The 17,423-nt window shown below is 47.3% G+C and carries 15 protein-coding genes; 9 read left to right on the top strand and 6 right to left on the bottom strand.

The genetic code is table 11. The features are described from left to right. Positions 1-354 precede the first annotated feature (354 nt). The 3 genes from hisA (at position 355) to ACOMHB_RS21745 (ending at position 3,103) form a co-directional block, all read left to right on the top strand. Positions 355-1,113 (top strand): phosphoribosylformimino-5-aminoimidazole carboxamide ribotide isomerase, encoded by a 759-nt coding sequence (gene hisA, locus ACOMHB_RS21755; protein ID WP_422135200.1) that lies wholly within the window; start codon positions 355-357, stop codon positions 1,111-1,113. A 238-nt stretch (positions 1,114-1,351) separates the two neighbouring features. Further along, a complete protein-coding gene (locus tag ACOMHB_RS21750) occupies positions 1,352-2,563 on the top strand; it encodes an aromatic amino acid transport family protein (protein WP_448218183.1) in 1,212 nt (403 codons plus the stop codon). A 108-nt stretch (positions 2,564-2,671) separates the two neighbouring features. Beyond that, positions 2,672-3,103: a DUF2147 domain-containing protein gene (locus ACOMHB_RS21745; RefSeq protein WP_448218182.1), complete on the top strand. Its 432-nt coding sequence runs from the start codon at positions 2,672-2,674 to the stop codon at positions 3,101-3,103. A gap of 67 nt (positions 3,104-3,170) precedes the next feature. On the opposite strand, the gene pgtP is transcribed toward ACOMHB_RS21745, so the two are convergent. Beyond that, positions 3,171-4,526, bottom strand: coding sequence for a phosphoglycerate transporter protein PgtP (gene pgtP / locus ACOMHB_RS21740; protein ID WP_448218181.1), 1,356 nt, complete (start codon positions 4,524-4,526; stop codon positions 3,171-3,173). Between the two features lie 425 nt (positions 4,527-4,951). Here pgtP and ACOMHB_RS21735 point away from each other — a divergent pair, with 425 nt between their 5' ends. Further along, positions 4,952-5,254 (top strand): GIY-YIG nuclease family protein, encoded by a 303-nt coding sequence (locus tag ACOMHB_RS21735; RefSeq protein ID WP_422138829.1) that lies wholly within the window; start codon positions 4,952-4,954, stop codon positions 5,252-5,254. A 22-nt stretch (positions 5,255-5,276) separates the two neighbouring features. Here ACOMHB_RS21735 and ACOMHB_RS21730 read toward each other — a convergent pair whose 3' ends face one another. Then, positions 5,277-5,588 (bottom strand): hypothetical protein, encoded by a 312-nt coding sequence (locus tag ACOMHB_RS21730; protein ID WP_448218180.1) that lies wholly within the window; start codon positions 5,586-5,588, stop codon positions 5,277-5,279. Between the two features lie 107 nt (positions 5,589-5,695). On the opposite strand from ACOMHB_RS21730, the gene ACOMHB_RS21725 reads away from it, so the two are divergent. From ACOMHB_RS21725 to ACOMHB_RS21710, 4 genes are all read left to right on the top strand, one after another. Continuing rightward, complete coding sequence (locus ACOMHB_RS21725; RefSeq protein WP_448218179.1) at positions 5,696-6,271, top strand: IS607 family transposase; 576 nt, start codon at positions 5,696-5,698, stop codon at positions 6,269-6,271. Positions 6,272-6,293: 22 nt separating this feature from the next. Continuing rightward, complete coding sequence (locus ACOMHB_RS21720) at positions 6,294-7,397, top strand: RNA-guided endonuclease InsQ/TnpB family protein (protein ID WP_448218178.1); 1,104 nt, start codon at positions 6,294-6,296, stop codon at positions 7,395-7,397. Between the two features lie 783 nt (positions 7,398-8,180). Then, a complete protein-coding gene (locus tag ACOMHB_RS21715) occupies positions 8,181-9,893 on the top strand; it encodes an AMP-binding protein (protein ID WP_448218177.1) in 1,713 nt (570 codons plus the stop codon). A 270-nt stretch (positions 9,894-10,163) separates the two neighbouring features. Continuing rightward, positions 10,164-10,589 (top strand): H-NS family histone-like protein, encoded by a 426-nt coding sequence (locus tag ACOMHB_RS21710; protein WP_422135190.1) that lies wholly within the window; start codon positions 10,164-10,166, stop codon positions 10,587-10,589. 106 nt (positions 10,590-10,695) lie between these two features. Here ACOMHB_RS21710 and ACOMHB_RS21705 read toward each other — a convergent pair whose 3' ends face one another. The 3 genes from ACOMHB_RS21705 to ACOMHB_RS21695 all read right to left on the bottom strand — a co-directional run bounded on the left by ACOMHB_RS21705 (position 10,696) and on the right by ACOMHB_RS21695 (position 15,324). Next, positions 10,696-11,415 carry a DsbA family protein gene (locus ACOMHB_RS21705; protein ID WP_448218176.1) on the bottom strand — a complete coding sequence of 240 codons (720 nt, stop codon included), beginning with the start codon at positions 11,413-11,415 and terminating at the stop codon, positions 10,696-10,698. Between the two features lie 258 nt (positions 11,416-11,673). Next, complete coding sequence (locus ACOMHB_RS21700) at positions 11,674-13,695, bottom strand: protein-disulfide reductase DsbD family protein (protein WP_448218175.1); 2,022 nt, start codon at positions 13,693-13,695, stop codon at positions 11,674-11,676. Positions 13,696-14,565: 870 nt separating this feature from the next. Beyond that, entirely contained in the window at positions 14,566-15,324 is a 759-nt protein-coding gene (locus ACOMHB_RS21695) for an SDR family oxidoreductase (RefSeq protein WP_448218663.1), read from the bottom strand. A gap of 217 nt (positions 15,325-15,541) precedes the next feature. Between ACOMHB_RS21695 and ACOMHB_RS21690 the strand changes: the two genes are divergently transcribed. Further along, positions 15,542-16,216 carry a class I SAM-dependent methyltransferase gene (locus ACOMHB_RS21690; protein ID WP_448218174.1) on the top strand — a complete coding sequence of 225 codons (675 nt, stop codon included), beginning with the start codon at positions 15,542-15,544 and terminating at the stop codon, positions 16,214-16,216. A gap of 79 nt (positions 16,217-16,295) precedes the next feature. On the opposite strand, the gene ACOMHB_RS21685 is transcribed toward ACOMHB_RS21690, so the two are convergent. Continuing rightward, the gene (locus ACOMHB_RS21685; protein ID WP_448218173.1) at positions 16,296-17,420 is read right to left on the bottom strand and encodes a linear amide C-N hydrolase; all 1,125 of its coding nucleotides are present in this window, start codon (positions 17,418-17,420) and stop codon (positions 16,296-16,298) included. Positions 17,421-17,423: the final 3 nt, after the last annotated feature.

The following is a 17,423-nucleotide window of genomic DNA, read 5'->3' as shown; positions in this document are numbered from 1 at the left end:
CCTCCTTTCTTTTGCAACCCTCTATCCCCTTCAGCAAATTCACTTTGCTGAAGGGGACTGCAAATATGATTTTATGAAGTCACTGCTCGCTCCTTAGGAGCCTGTCGCGAAACTCTGGTTCCCATGCTTTTAGGTCCTCTGGGTCCCTGCGTGGGAACGAGTTGCAAAGCAACATTAAAGCTATCCTGCTGCTGATCCTCTGGTCCGGGTCTGGCTGAAAACAGGCTTGCCAACCAGAAGAGTCTTTCTTTTCACATGACAGAGCAAAGCAGGAAACGCTCTCTTAATTGACCTTAAATGTGATAGGTTTAGCGCTTTCATTTCACTGTTAAAGCACATCAAGGAGGTTCCATTATGCAGTTTCGTCCCTGTATTGACCTGCACGAAGGCAAGGTAAAACAGATAGTGGGAAGCTCTCTGCGTGATGGTGATAATTCGGCTCTGGTGAATTTTGAAAGTGACCGCTCTGCGGCTGATTTTGCGGATCTTTATCGGCAGAAACAATTAACGGGTGGTCATGTCATAAAACTCGGGCCCGGCAATGAGGATGCCGCCGCTTCTGCCCTGTCAGCATGGCCCGGAGGTCTTCAGATTGGCGGCGGTATTACAGCAGACAATGCTGTTCGGTATCTGGATATGGGGGCCTCACATGTCATCGTGACCTCCTACGTTTTCAAAGATGGTCAGATAGATTTTGATAATCTGGACAAATTACTCGCTGCAATAGGCCGTGAGCGTCTGGTGCTGGATCTTTCCTGTAAGAAAAAAGATGATGACTATTTTATTGTGACGGATCGCTGGCAGAGGTTTACCGATACCCGGATCAATGCTGAGACATTGAATAGGCTGGCTCATTATTGTGATGAGTTTCTTGTTCATGCGGCATCGGTTGAAGGTTTGATGGCAGGGCCTGACCTGGAACTGGTTTCCCTGCTGGCTCAATATTCACCTGTTCCTGTGACCTATGCGGGAGGCATTGCCACTCTGGAAGACATTGAAGCAGTCAGAAAAGCCGGTAACGGTCAGGTACACATTACCATAGGTAGCGCCCTGGATATTTTTGGTGGTTCGCTGGCGTTTATGGATGTAGTCGCGCGCTGTAAAACCGATTAAGCCGCAGGTTTGACGTTCATGCCGGGTGGTTCTGAATTATCCGTTTTGGATATTTCTGCTCAACGTTTCAAGAGTACTCGATAATGCAGTGAGGCATGTTAAATTGTTTTTTTTGGGAAAATGAGTCGAAGAAGCTTATCAAAGGCTCCTAACAGAAAAAGAGAGAAAGATCACTCTATAAATTCTTGTTAATTCTTGTCTATCCTTGGTGTTTGGAAAGGAAACGATGAATTAACACATGAACAGTCAAACACTGGGAAGCACTCTGCTGGTAGCAGGTACATCAATTGGAGCAGGTATGCTGGCCTTGCCTCTGGTTTCTGCTGCTACGGGTATCTGGTCAGGAATTCTGCTGATGATGTTAATGGCCTCACTTGCCTGCTATGGAGGTTTGCTGATCGCCGAGGCCTGCCGTGCCGTGCCAGAGGCTGATAATCTTCATGGTGTGGTGGGACGGCTGCTGGGGAAACCCGGTCAGGCAGTCGCTATTCTGGCCATGCTGTTTCTGTATTACTCACTCTGTTCAGCCTATATCACAGCCGGCGCAGGGCAAGCGGTCGCCATCACTCAAAAAATGGGGCTGGCTCTCAGTTTTTCTCAGTCAGCTACGTTAGTGGCAGTGATTATTGCTGTAATGGTGGTTGTCGGGACGGTCGTGGTGGACTACGCCAATCGAGCAATGTTCTTTCTGATGATGATGTTAATGATGTTCATCATGGTGCTTTTATTGCCAGAAGCTGAAGCCAAAAATCTCACCCTTGGGGTCGGTCAACCCGGTATGCTCTTTGCTGCTTTGCCAGTACTTTACACCTCATTCGGATATCATTGTGCAGTACCCACAGTCGTGCGGTATGTAAAAGGCAAGCCTGGAGATTTTCGTATGGCACTGGTGTTGGGCAGTATCGTGCCCCTTCTGGTCTATTCACTCTGGCAGTTTGCCACCAACGGCACTTTGTCATCCAATCTGATCAACAACCTTCAGGGCAGTCCGGATGCTGTCGACCAGCTTATCAACAGCATTGGAGAAGCCAGCCATTATTCCGGCTTTAACCATCTTATCAGTGCTTTTACAGCCTGTGCGCTGGGCACTTCGTTTCTGGGGGTAGCCATTGGTCTCTTTGATTATCTGGCTGAAGTCAGTAAGAGACCTGATACCATCATCGGTCGTATTCAAACTGTCTGCCTGACTCTGGGGCTGCCGTTGCTGGTGGCGGTTTTTTTTCCGGGAGGCTTTGTGACGACTTTGGGTTATGCTGCAGTAGCTTTGGTGATTCTGGCGGTCTTTCTTCCCGTCATGCTGGTCTGGGAAGTGCGAAAGGAGCATCTTGAAGAGCCCTATCAGGTTGCCGGAGGCAATCCGTTGCTGGTCATCATGTGTTTGATCGGGCTGGCCGTGATTCTTGCCCAGGCAGGTATTGTTTCCGGCTGGCTGCCAGCCCTGGATTCCTGATCCGTTTTTGAGAATCCGGAGTCTTGATAACTCAAATGTTTTTAGCTGGTTCTTTAGCATTGATCCGATTACTATCGTTCCGTCAAACAAGAAATGTAGGAACCCCTCATGTTACGAAAAGCACTTCTGACAGCTTCTGCACTGCTTATCCCTGTTCTGTCTTTTGCCAGTGGATACGTTGGTGAGTGGTACACCGTTAACGAAGAAACCAATAAAAAGGAATCTCTGGTGACTATCTGGCAAGAAGGTGATCAGCTGAAAGGTAAGATTGTGGAGATCCTTGATCCTGCTTCCAGAGATGCGGTCTGTGAAAAATGCAAAGGCGACAAAAAGAACCAAAAGATAGAAGGGATGACTTTTCTTTGGGGAATGAAAAAAGATGGTTCTAAATACGACAACGGAAATGTTCTCGATCCGAAGTCAGGTAGAGTATACAGCGGCAGCATGAAGTTGATTGACGGGGGGCAAAAACTTGAGCTGAGGGGGTATCTGGGCTTTTCATTGTTGGGTCGAACTTCGGTTTGGGTGAAGGCTGATTAGTCGCAATTGCCTTAGGTCTCAGAGGCTCCCATTACCCGGCAGTAATGACTGCCGGGTAGAAGTTGTATCATTTGTACTGACTGAAGAGTTCGGCTTTGTCTTCTTTTTCCTGCTTCAGAGTCATTGCCAGGAACAGAATCGCCATGACGCAGGCAGCCAGAATCAGCATAAAGCCACCACTCCAGCCCATCGCATCAACAATAACTCCCATAGCCAGGTTGGCAAAGAGAGCGCCACCGAGATAACCAAACAGGCCGGTCAGGCCAGTGGCGGTTCCGGTTGCCTTCTTGGGGGCTGAATCAGCGGCCTGGAGACCTACCAGCACAACGGGGCCATAGATCAGGAAGCCCACAAATATCAGGCAGAGATTATCAATCATCGGGTGTCCAGCCGGGTTCTGCCAGTAAATGACAATGGCAACACAGACCAGTGCCATCATCCACATACTGACAGGGGCACGACAGCCTCTGAAGAAACGGTCACTGGCCCAGCCACAGAGCAGGATGCCGGGAATGCCGGCAAACTCATAGAGGAAATAGGCCAGACCGCTTTGAGCCATTGAGAAACCTTTCACTTCTTTCAGGTAAGTTGGCGCCCAATCCAGTACTCCGTAACGAACCAGATAAACGAAGACATTAGCCAGCGAGAGATACCAGAGCAATTTATTGTTAAATACATATTTGAAAAAGATCTCTTTGGCCGACATCTCCTGCTCATGGTGCTGCTCGTCATAGGATTTAAGCTTGTCACCAGTCCATGCTTCGATACTGGGCAGGCCACAGGACTGAGGAGTATCTCTTAATAAGGTCCAGGTGATACCGGCCAGGACGAGGGCTACGACTCCGTGGAACCAGAGCTGTGATTGCCAGTCACCAAACAGATAGACCGCAAAAATAGCCATGGGACCTACCAGACCGGCTCCCAGGTTGTGAGAAGTATTCCAGTAAGCCCATTTAACGCCCCTCTCTCTTACAGAGAACCAGTGTGTCATGACTCTGCTGCCAGCCGGATAGCCCATACCCTGAAACCAGCCATTGAGAAACAGCAGGGCAAACATGGAAGTGACTGTGGTGGTGGCAAAAGGAACGGTTCCCATAAAGATCATGGTCAGGGCCGAGAGAATCAGGCCAATACTCATGAATTTCCGGGCGTCACTGCGATCAGAGAGGTTGCCCATAAGAAACTTGCTGAAGCCGTAGGCAAAAGAGACCGCTGAGAGAGCCAGACCCAGTTCGGACTTGGTAAAACCCTGTTCAATCAGGTCGGGCATGGCCAGAGAGAAATTTTTGCGAATCAGGTAATAAGCGGCATAGCCAACAATGATGCCTAACAAAACCTGTATACGAAGTTTTTTATAAGTTTCATCAACTTCTTTGGACGCAATCTGCTCTTGATGAGCAGGAGGACTGAGAAAGCTCAGCATAGGAAGTACTCCCTAATTTATTCGTTATAGCCATTTATCCCGAACAAGAGCTCGTTCGGGCGGCCAAGAGCTTCGGCAAACATTCCTTTGGCCGGCAATTGGGTTCACGGCTGAATGATCGAACAGCTTTGCTCTGATTTCAGTGAGCATCATTTTTACAGGTAACTGGCAAAACGATGGTTAGACTCACCGGTATCAAAAAAGAAAAGCCGCTTTATTAAGTCCCACAAACTCTGTTCAAAGATGTTCCTGTGGGAGGCTAGCAACTGTTAATTCCAGTTCAGATTTGTGATTTAGCAAGTCGAAAGCCCAAAAAAACTTAATATCAGAATGAAGTTCTTTAAATAGAACTTTCGTTTTGTTTTATAGTGCTAACCTGCCCAGTGCGGTAAACTGCTGTTGTTTATCTTTTTTGTGCAGGTTTCATGAACTGGTTCGTTTATATCATTCTGGCAAGCAACAACAGTCTGTATACCGGCATTACTACCAATGTCGAGCGGCGCTGGAAAGAACACTCAGGCAAAAAGAAAGGCGGCGCCCGATTTTTTAATGGTAAAAAACCTGCTGCCCTGATGTATCTGGAAGCAGGTCATAACCGTTCAACCGCTGGCAGACGGGAAGCCGCCATTAAAAAAATGACTCGCACTCAGAAGGAGGCTCTGCTGAAAGAAAAGCAAAACATTGCTTCCAACTATGCTGAAGTCCTTCCGGTCGAAGCCAGGCTTTGATCCGCAGAAATTTCTCACCCTGTCAGAATGCGCCTAAACCAATAAAATACATCGACATCAAAAGCGTCAATGCCGGTAAGTCATAAAGTGAGCTTGCCTTACTGATGTATTCATACTTAAAGCTACCCACATTGATAGACAGTTTTGATTTCCATAACCGCGCAGGACTGTACTCCGGTGATGCCTCAAATCGATAAACGTCGCCATTTTGGTATTCGGGTTTCAGTATCGTCAGGCGCTCACCGACTTTCTGACATAACCAGCTATCGACAATGTTTCCTTTGTCGTTCAGAAGACTGATTTTTGTGTTGGGTTCTTTACACAGTGCAACCACCGGGTAATTCCTCTCTTCAAAGGCTTGTACAGTCAAATAAAATTACAACAATCGCAACATCAATGATAAGCTAGACACAAGATAAATTGTTAGAAGGTGAATTTATCTTGTGGGTTTCAACTACAAAGCTAGCCAAGATTGAAGCCGTAACCAGCCAAACTATGAGGCGCAAGATCGAAAGCGGTCACTACGAAAAAGTGAAGCAAACCAGTGGTGGTCACTTCCGCATATTCATTAACCAGCAGAGGAAGATATGCTATACAAGAGTGAGTTCTGGAAAGCAAAAATCCAGCATTGACACGCAAATGCGTATCTTACTCAAAGAGCACCCTGATGCAGAATTTATCAGCGACATTGCCAGTGCTTTCAACTTTAAGAGAAAAGGACTGCAAACCATTCTGGAATCAGCAGTGTGCGGAAATCCAACCCATATTGTGGTTGCCACAAAAGATCGCCTTGCCCGATCAGGGTTTGGACTCATCAAATGGCTTGTTGAATTATCGGGAGGACACATCGAGGTTTTGGATGACCCGGATAACGCCTGTGAGCCATTCGACACCCAGGAGCTTATCGGTTTCATTACCTCATTCTGCAATAGCCACTACGGGAAGCGATCTGCTAAAAGACGCAAAGGACGCAAAGAGAGTAGCGTCAAAAAAGATCAGGTTTTACCCAGAGAATGAGCAAGCCTATCACGATGCCCTGATGCTCTATCGGAGGTCGTACAACCTTGCTGTTGAGCGTTTCCGCAATGATGACTATAAAGATGCCAGCGGAAAATTCATCAACATGCGACCTGCCATTAAAGCTCAAGTGAAGCAAGAGCAAAAAGAAAGTGGCAGGGCTTATAACTCGCTTGTTTCTGATAATGGAACACTGGCGGCAGCGACCACATTCAAAGCGGTCTGCGAGCACAACAAGAAGCTCAAGGGAGCTAAAGAGGGCTTTGCAGAAATCAGTTTCAAAAGCCGCAAAGGTAGCAGGCACTCATTCTCTATTGACCGTTTGCCAAAGGGGTTAAATCCCTGCGTACAAGCTCTTGGCAAGATTCACCTGACAGAAGATGTGCCAGCAGAAGCGATTGGCAAGTCTTGTCTCATAACCTACGACAAAGGTCGCTGGTTCATTCAGGTTCAACAACATATTGAGCTAAATCCCGAAATCCAAGGGAAGGTTAGATGCGTTGGAGTTGACCCCGGAGTTCGCACCTTTGCCACTTGCTACAGCGAAAAAGAGGCGTTGATAGCGGGTGATAAGGTTGCAAAAACAAAGCTGTTCCCACTGATGAAGCAAGTGGACAGCTTGATCAGTCAAAAGCAAAAAATCCTGAACACGCAGAAGGGCGTTAAGTTCCCCGACATGCCCCAGTGGGCAAGGGATCGGATTATTCATTTCAACAGGGAAATTGACCGGCTGAAATGCAAAAAGGATGACATTGTTCTTGATCTGCATAACCGGCTGGCGTTCGAGCTGGTGTCGAACTACGACGTTGTATTTTTGCCAACCTTTGAGACAAGAGGTATGGTCACACGCAAAGATAAGAAGGTTCGCACCATTCGCCGTAACACCTGCCGCCAGATGCTTGACCTCAATCACTACCAATTCAAAAAGCGGCTTAAGTGGTACGCAAAAAAGTATGGAAAGCATGTAGTTGATTGCAACGAAGCCTATACATCCAAGACTCAATCATGGAACGGGACCATTGACGAAAAATTAGGTTCTTCCAAAATTATTAAGGGTGATGGCTTCACCGTTGATCGTGACATCAACGGTGCCAGAAATGTCTTTCTTAAGTGTTTGACAAGGTAGCTTGAACCTTAGCCATAACAGCGAGTGTTGCGCTCGTTGCGGATTTAATCAAGAGTATACTCAGAAAGCCCAGGCGAAGGGGATCGCGACATAGATGGACAGATGTTTCATCTGAGGTGATTTTCGGTATCTCACAATTCTCATAGTAGGTCTCGTTATCCGTCAACCATATATTTTCATACATGCTGGAGGTTTGTCTGATGGAAGTACGCATCTTTACTGCGGTGGCAATATTGGGACAGACAAAATACATATGTGAGTTTAACTTTACCGATACGCTCTTATTTTCGTCGCGGGAATATAACTCGTCAATCCACCAGGTGCTCTGGTAGACTTGGCGACTAGCATGGCAGGTCAGGGGCAAATGGGATAACAACAGGAATACGATTAAGACAAATTGCATAATTGATCTCTGACAAGATGTCAGTGTTAAAGTAGCAGACAGGCCAGTGCATCTTCCGAAAGCCCGGAGATTTTTAACTTTGCCTGCAAATATCCGGGCTTAACGGGCAGAAAATAGAAACCACAGTGTAACGTTACGTCCACTTTTCATGGGACGGCAATACCTCTGAAGCCTGCTGCTGCCTTAACTTTACCCGATAAAAACAGCAGTTTTCTGATGCTGAAAACTTCCCGCCAATTAACAAAATCTTACAAAAATAATTCAAGACTGACGGGGAAGCGAGTATAATGCGCACCCGATTAAGGTTTGAACAATCTGTATGTATATGTAACCGGTGGCAGCCCGGACGACATTCACAACAATAAGACGAGGAGCTCTCCATGGAAGTAGCTTTTTGGGATGGCAAACGCGCACCCGGTATTTCTGATCATATTGACCTCGGAGCCTTCTCTAATCTTGGGGAAGTGATTGCAGATGCTGTCGATAGACATGGAGACAAGCCCGCCTTCACAGGACTGGGATTAACGCTCAGCTTTAATGAGGTGGATCGCCTGAGCGATCAGTTTGCAGCCTACCTTCAGCAGCACACCGGATTGCAGCCCGGTGATCGCATTGCTCTGCAAATGCCTAACATTTTGCAGTATCCAGTGGTGGCCTTTGGTGCCATCAAAGCGGGTTTGGTCATTGTTAATACGAATCCTCTCTATACTGCCAGAGAGATTAAACATCAGTTCAATGACGCAGGTGTGAAAGCACTGGTCTGCGTCAATATCGTTGGACATCTGGTCGAAGAAGTCTTATCGGAGACCGGTGTTGAGCACCTGATTGTGACTGATCTGGCGGATCTGTTGCCCTGGCCGAAACGCTCCTTAATCAACTTTGCCGTTAAGCACGTCAAGAAAATGGTGCCGTCTTACAGCCTTCCAACGGCCATAACTTTCAGGAAGGCCCTGGCACTGGGTAGCAAGGGAACCTATAAGCCACCCAAGCCAGCACAAAGAGAAGATCTGGCTGCTTTGCAGTACACCGGGGGGACTACCGGTGTCGCCAAGGGTGCGATGTTGACTCATGCCAATCTGGTCGGCAACGTTCTCCAGACAGTTGAGTTGAGAAAACAGGTGAATGCTGATGGTAGTCCGGTTTGCAATCCTGAAGGTGATACTGTGGTAGCGCCATTGCCTCTTTATCACATCTATGCCTTCTCGGTTCACTTGTTGTCATACTTCTCTCTGGGAGGGCACAGTATCCTGATTGCTAACCCCAGGGATATTGATACCTTTATCAAAACCATCAAGCCATGGCGTATCAATGCATTCATTGGCCTCAATACTCTGTTTGTCGGCCTGATGAATCATCCCGAGTTCAAGAATATTGACTTCTCTGACCTGAGGGTGACCAATTCGGGGGGGACAGCGCTTCAGCAGGCGACAGCAGATCGCTGGCTCGAACTGACTGGCTGCCGAATTGGTGAAGGCTATGGTTTGTCGGAAACCTCTCCTATTTTGACCGCCAACCCTGCGGGTGACTTTGTTCAGGATGGCACAGTGGGTATTGCCCTACCGGGTACTGCTCTGAAAGTCATTGATGATGAAGGCAACGAGTTACCATTCGGTGAACGCGGCGAACTCTGTGCAAAAGGCCCTCAGGTCATGGCGGGTTATTGGCAGCGCCCTGAAGCGACTGCCGAAGTGCTGGACAACGAAGGCTGGTTCCGTACGGGTGATGTAGCCATTATTGGTGAAGACGGTTATATACGTATCGTAGACCGTCTGAAAGATATGGTGCTGGTATCCGGCTTTAATGTCTATCCTAACGAGATTGAGGATGTCGTGGCCAGGCATGAAAAAGTGCAAAACTGTGCGGTGATCGGAGTACCTGATGAAAAAACAGGAGAGGCAGTAAAACTGTTTGTTATTCCACAGGATGACAGTATTACCGAGCAGGAGTTGAAAGATTACTGTCGTAAAAATATGACGGCTTACAAAGTGCCCAGACAGGTGGAGTTCAGGGTAGAGCTTCCGATGACCCCTGTCGGCAAGGTTTTAAGAAAAGATCTCCGTGCGCAGGAACTGAAGAAGCTGGAAACAGCCTGATTATAATTGCAGCGATCTGTTTTATGGAGCATGGCATAGACTCGTAATGAGTCTATGCCACTGTCTGGTAATAAAAACGATGACAGCCAGTCGTATGATTTAATTAGACTGTTCGTAGGATTGGCTATTGAAAAAGAAATGATTATTTTTTTCTTAATTCGTTAGTCGTTATTTAGTTTTGCATCATAATTTATGTACGACACTGTTTACAGTTAGTCAGTGCAATGGTACTTTTGACGCTTTCCAAATATTGCCCACCCTGGTTCTATAATGAATATTTTTGAAGAGTCCCTGAATATCCTGAAATCAAAAGTACAGTTACGTAAACTGTTTCAGGGCATGCATGTTGAAGATATAGAAAACGTTATCAGACGTGTAGAAGCGATCCATGCAGAAAAAGTGCGTGAGCACAATGAGCAGAAGGAACAACAAGGTCGCAAAAGAGAAGCTGTTGAAAGCATTCTTGGTCAGATGCAGGAGAAAGGTCTGACCATTGAAGATCTGATGGCTTCTACTGTTGTAGAGAAAACCAGAAAAGGAAAGCCAAGACAGCGCTATCAATTTCAATACGAAAAAGAAGACGGCTCTGTAGTTAACTGGGAAGGCGCTACCATGGGTCGTATTCCATCGGAGTTTACTGAATATCTGTCAAAGACAGGAAAAGAACGTAAAGACTGTATTGTGGCTGAGCTTTAATACTCATCAGCGCAAAAGTTATTACTAAGTGGCCTGAGAAATGTAATAGCCAGCAAGTCAAATAAAAAACCGGATGATTCCGGTTTTTTATTAGTTGAATTGCAGGTCAGAGACGCTGCTTGATTTTTTCTTTCAGTACGCCTTCTTCGGTGTAGCCTCTCAACACTTCATCGGGGAATACCAGTGCAGGTGTTCCGCGAATACCAAGCTCCTGTGCCAGACGCAGGTTCTCGTCAAGCTGCTGAGTTACAGACTCGTCTACTTTCAGTTTGTCGGAGTCTACTCCCTCTGCTTTCAACGCCGCTTTAATGGAGCTGCTGGTGTGTCTGCCGGGTCTGGACATCAGACGCTGGTTAACAGACAGGTATTTATCCTTGTCCAGCTTGAAGGTGGCCAGAGCCATTTCCGCAGCTTCACGAGATTCCGGGCCAAGAACGGGGAGTTCCTTGACAACAATTTTTACATCAGGGTTCTCTTCAACAATTTTCTTCAGGATAGGATCCTGACGCTTGCAGAAACCACAGTTGTAATCACCAAAGTAGGCAATAGTCACCTTGGCTTTAGGGTTACCCATAATGGGGTTCTCAGGGTTTTCGAATAGCTGCTTTTGACGATCTTCCAGCATCTGCGTTTCGGCACTTTGCCGGGCAGCTATTTCTCGCTTTCTCAGTTCGTTCATAGCTTCAACCAGGATGTCCGGGTTTTCTACCAGTGTTTTACGAACCAGCTCTCTGACTTCCTGCTTCTGCTGATCATCCAGAGACTGTGCCTGAATGTTGAGCGAGCCCATCAATAGGGTAGTGGCGAGAATAAGAGTTTTTTTCATCGTGCTCATCTGTGAGTCAGTATTTATTTCCCTGAGTTGTTGCTGAAGCTCATGGGAGTGAGATTCACTTCAGGGGCGAAATAGCTTTGACTGCCACTTTGTCATGATTAAATGGCAATGGCAAAGACTTATAGGCCAGGCTCTCTGGCTATGGAGCCCATCTGTTGGTGAAACTTCAGGGCTCAGGTTGGTCGGTAAACAGCGAAAAAGCATTCCATTATGATTCTATGAGAAGCTTTTCGGGCTGATTTCCCGGGTTTACCTGGACGATGCCTTCTCAATAGCCGCTGCAACACTGTCATGGTCGAGAATAACCGGCAGTGGTATTCCTTCAGGAGCACCCGGACCATAGACGATATTGAAAGGTACACCAAATCGCCCGTTCTTCTGAAGATAGGCATTAATTTCTTCTGAAGGCCGGGTCCAGTCTCCTTTCATAGTTATCATAGAGTTTTTTTGCAGGCGACTGTTGGTTGGATCCCTGTCGATGACCCTGATCTTGTTTGCTTTACAAGTGATACACCAGTCAGCTGTGACATCGACAAAGACGACTTTGCCTTCAGCCACCGAGCTGGCAATTTCCTGCTCATTCAGGGGGTTCCAGATCAGATTGTCTGATGTCGATTGTTCCGCAGTGAACAAACCGGTCGACCAGGCTCCGAAGAGCACTATCGCCATTGACAGGAACAGTGAGGGCAGTAGCAATAGTCTTTTTCCAGCTTGAGGCATCAAGCTGATCAACAGGCGATGCAGGACCAGTACAGTAGGAATCAGGGCAATCATCAGAAGCAGATAGACTGGCAGGAATGCCTGAAGCAGGCTGGTTAGCCACAACGAAGTCACCAGCAGCATCAGTGCCAGTAAACGACGAAGGTTGATCATCCACTGACCGGGTTTTGGCATCCACTTCAAAAGAGAGGGTCTGGCTGCAATCAGCAGATACGGAAGGGCAAGACCTATGCCCAAAGCCGTGAATATGGCAAACAGGTTGAAGCTGTTGGTGGACAGGGCAAAGGCGACGGCGGTTCCCAGAAATGGCGCTGAACAGGGCGTTGCCAGAAGCGTTGCGAACATACCCTGAACAAAGTGGCCTGCTGTACTGTTATCACCTGCTGTAGCCAGCCTGGTCGACAGGAATGAGGGCAGATGGATTTCAAACAGGCCTATCAGGTTAGTAGCAAAAAGGGCAGTGACCGCCACCATGAAACCGATAAACCAGGGGCTTTGAAACTGGATGCCCCAACCAATACTGTTGCCGGTCAGCTTGAGTATCCAGAGAAACGTCGCCAGTAACCAGAAGGAGAAAACAATGCCTGCCGCAGAGCTCAGAAACTGCTTGCGGGTGACTTTGGCTTCCTGGCCTGAAGCATGGAGTACGGAAGAAAGCTTCATACCGAGGACGGGCAGAACGCAGGGCATCAGGTTGAGGATAAAGCCGCCCAGAAGTGCCAGACCCAGTAACACCATCAGGCTTGCTGAACGGGTGTCTGCTGGCAGTGAACTGGCAGCGACTTCCTTGACGGACAAGGTTTTTTCAAGGCCATTGTCGCCATTAAGAAGGGTAACGGTGACAGGTTCATCTGACAGGTTGTATTCACCCAGCCAGCTTGATGCATTCATGACGGCCTGAAGCTGGTTGCCCTCAATGGTAAATTCCGGCAGTCCGAAGGTAATCTCTTCCTGACCATCGATGATGACGTCAACGGCCTTTTCCCAGCCAGTCTCAGAGTGGGCAGTGGCAACAACCTTGTTGTTTTCCTTGTTCCATACAACAGATTCTACGCTCAGCCCTGAGTCCGGCATAGTCGTCGGAACCCGGGAAAGGGCTTTATCAATCAGGAATGACGCTTGCGGGTCTGCTTTCAGATCAGAGGGGGTGAAATCCAGTTGAATCTCGTAATCTGTCAGTACGCATACCGTGGTGCAGGAAGACAACCTCAGTCTGGCATTGATGGAGACCGGCTGATTCAAATCTTTAACCTGAATCAGAAGAGGAAAAACCGTACCATTTTTATAGCCAAGGGTATGCAGTCCCAGCATTTCTATACGCTCTGGAGCGGGCCAGAGCCACTCAACCGTTTCTATATTACTGCTGCCTTGTGGCTGTTCTATACGCCAGTCGATTTCAGGTGGAATACCAGCCTCGCCGGGTGATCGCCAGTAAGTCTTCCAGTCACCTGATAATTGGACTTCCAGTGCCGCATAAAGTTGACGGGTGGTCGGGTCTGCTTCACCAGAAAAGTGCAGCCTGACCCTGGCCTCAGGCTGCTGAGGGTTCACTAACCATTCAGTTGAAAGAGCATGTGCAGGTCGATTGAGCGATAAAAGAAGGAATACCAGACATAAGCTGAATAGCACTAGCAGGGTATTCTGCCTGCTGTTTTTTGAAACTGTTGCAGTGCAGCTTATCTGAGAATGCAGATTAAGTGATCGTATCTTCATGTATATCCCGATAAATTCAGGCAGACCTTAAAAAGTCGATTATTGTCAAAGACTGCATAGTGCAAAAAAGTATGAGTCTATCTCGACATTGGCGAAACTTTGCCTGAAAAAACATTGTCAGGGTAAATGTGGCCGGTCAGTGACCGTTCTCTATTGATCCTGTGAATGATACGCTGGACTTCAGTACCTGGATTCAGGAAAAATGATTTTTCTTTGATATTTTCAACCCGTTCCCACGCTCTGAGAGTTTCGCAAAACTACAACAGCTCGTTCCCATGCTCTGAGGTCGTCATTCCCGCGAAGTAGGATATCAATGTATCCAGTAGTCAGAAATACTCCGTTGCGGTCAATTTTTTGAGTCCGGTTGGCTGTTTGGAGAAATGCACCCATTCGCTGGGGTCGGTGTGTAGCTGGCACTCAATGGTAGAAAGGGTTGAGGTGTGTTTTCAACAAAATAACTGATTAACACACTGAATTACTTGTGGATAACTCATGAGGTGCCTGAAATTACAAGGCGTTTATGCATTGGTTGAAAAATAATCAGACGAGAGTCTCTTGAATATATTGGGCCTTTTGAAAGCCGTATTTATACGTTAATTGTTGTTTATAAGGCTACAAAATTTTGTGTATAACCTGCTTCAACAGTTGTTTTTTGAGAGCGTGTGTTTAAAGCAGGAGCCTGCTGAGAGCAAGCTCCAGACAGAGATATCATTGATTGCGATCCACATCAAAAGCTGCAAAAGCCTGCTGAACGGGCATGATTTCCATGGCGTTAATATTGACATGGGCTGGTCTGCTTGCGACCCAGTAGATGCTCTCTGCGATATCTTCTGCTGAAAGAGGCTTCATACCTTTATACACTGCATCGGCTTTTGATTGATCACCCTCGAAACGCACGAGTGAAAATTCAGTTTCAGCCATTCCGGGTTCGATATTGGTCACTCTGATGCCACTCCCCAGAAGGTCAGAACGAAGATTCAGGGAAAACTGTTTTACAAATGCTTTGGTGCCGCCATAAACATTGCCACCAGGGTAAGGATAATTACCGGCAACTGATCCCAGGTTAATAATACTGCCACTGTTGTTTTTCTTCAGGGCCGGTAAAAGCGCATGAGTGATCAGAACCAGCCCTTTAATGTTGGTGTCGATCATGCTTATCCACTGTCGTGTATTACACTGGTCAGCTGGTTTAGTGCCCAGAGCCAGACCGGCATTGTTGATCAGAGTATGAATGTCTGAAAAAGCTTCCGGGAGGCTGCTCAGCGCATCCTGAATGGCATCTTCATCTCTTATATCAAAAACAAGGCAGTGAACAGGACAGGATGCCGAGAGTTCTCTGGCCAGTGCTTCCAGACGTTCCTTTCTTCTGCCGGTAATTACCAGCTGCCAGCCTTGTTCACTGGCAAAACGACGGGCACAGGCTTCACCAAAACCGGAAGTGGCTCCGGTGATAAACACAGTTTTCAAGCTCAAGGGGGGACTCCTGGTCAGAGTGGGTCTTTTCTCTTTCCTTATTATGTCAGATTCTCAGAGCTATTATTTTTTTAGTCTCAGTGAGGCTGCTGACTGACTTCCTGTGCATGAAAATATGCTTTCGAATGCGGACAGAGTCAGATTGTTGGGCATTACTGTTGCGAACTCTGATCTTTTCTATAGTAAGTCAGATACTGTGGAGTACTCTACTATGGCTTTACCAGGCGGTAAGATAACGGAAGAACAAGTTCACAGGGGTCAGGCCGTTTATTCAAAGCGGGTTCTCAATATCTATGATATTGCCGTGCTGGGCATTTCCAACCGTTTTATCTGGCAGTGTCCGACACCCGTAATCCTGGACTGGTTTAATCAGCACGTCAGCGACCAGCATCTGGATATAGGTGTTGGCACCGGTTATTTCCCTGATCGCTGCCAGTTCCCAACCGATCATCCATCGTTGACATTGGTAGACCTGAACGTAAACACACTTGAGTATGCCGGGCAGCGATTAAACCGTTATCAACCCATCACCCTGGTGCATAACGTTTTCAAACCATTTACCTCCTTGCCAGTCAATGCCTTCAACTCTATCAGCATGAACTATTTACTGCACTGCCTGCCAGGCAGCATCCATAGCAAAGCTGTCGTGTTCGATCACGTTAAGCCCTTGCTGAATGAAGGGGGAAAACTGTTTGGCGCCACCATTCTTAATGTACCTCATACTCTGGTGGCAAAAGCTCTAATGGGCGTTTACAACCGAAAAGGGATCTTCAGCAATCAGAATGATTATCTGGATGGGTTGGAGCAGGAATTGCGCTCAAGATTCACTGATGTGGACATTCAGGCGACCGGTTGTGTCGCTCGTTTTGTAGCCAGTAGTCAGTAAGTGCAGAAACAGACTTATAGCCCAATGAAAATACTCACTGGCCAGACGGGGGTTGATCATTCCCATGTCACGGGGACTATTAAATATCGACGACCTTCAAATCCTGCTGTTTTTTCAGATCTAAATCGCGATAACGAATCCCGGGTTTATCAAAGTCTACCGATGCGAAATCAATCTCTCGAATACGGCTGTTAAACATGGTTTTGTAATAGTATTTCAGGTCTTTGGTATCCATGGCCGTCGTCCACTGAGTGGAGCCCATTGTGTCGTCTTTGGGGAGTTCATCTCTGGCGAGTACTGCACCAGAAGGAATATCAAAGTTGTTCAGGATGCGCAGTGATTCCATTGCGGCGGCATAGCCATTTTCGACGGGGCGTGCAGTGTTTCGAAGTGCTGCTGCGCGAACAAATCGAGAGACGGGTGAGTAATCGCCAGGCAGGCCAATCATGCCCGAACCAGCGCCGTGTGGCGCTAACTCCAGATCGCCTATTTTAATGTCTGGTTTGGCTTTAGCGGTAAGGCCGACGTAATTTTTCAGGTTTTGCAGATGCCAGGGAAACTCAGGATTGTTAGTTAACACGCCGACGGGGTTGTCATAAATATTCAGCTGGCCGCCATGGGTGTACTCCACCACAATTGACGCTCCTGAGCGATCTGTCATCATGAAATGGATCGGAGGCACGATATTGCCTAAGCCTTTTTCCTTTACGGGGGCAACATCTATTTTTGGAAGATTTTGCTTTATATCTTTTATTGTCGACTGGGTAGAAAGTACCCAGTTGCTGATGTCTTGAGGGCCAATTGTGTTTGCTGCTTTGGCCGGGTCATAGGGTGGAAACTCGGCAGTGCCTGGCAAGTAAAGCACTGAAACGGCTAACCCTTTTTCGTTCATTCCATCAATAAGCGCTGGTTTATTCAGGCCATTAATGCCGACAACACCGTATTTGGCTTTCCACTTTAAGCCCGGTTTGCCATCAGGCGTGAGACCCGTGAAGGCGGTGTCTCGTGGTATCACCATAATTTTTGATTCCAGATCAAAGGATCCCCACTCTTCAGTGCGAGCCTGGATGACCGCATCGTCCTCTGAAACCAGTGTAATGCCCGTACAGGCCAGAGCGATTGGGATCTGAACAACGGCGGCAAGAGCCATGGCGCTGAGAAGAAAGGCTGCGATGACCGATACTTTTAATGAAGTAGTGTTCATAAA

It is taken from the genome of Endozoicomonas sp. 2B-B (assembly GCF_053470045.1).
Note: the sequence above shows the minus strand (reverse complement) of the source record. Positions and strands in the feature narration are given on the sequence as shown.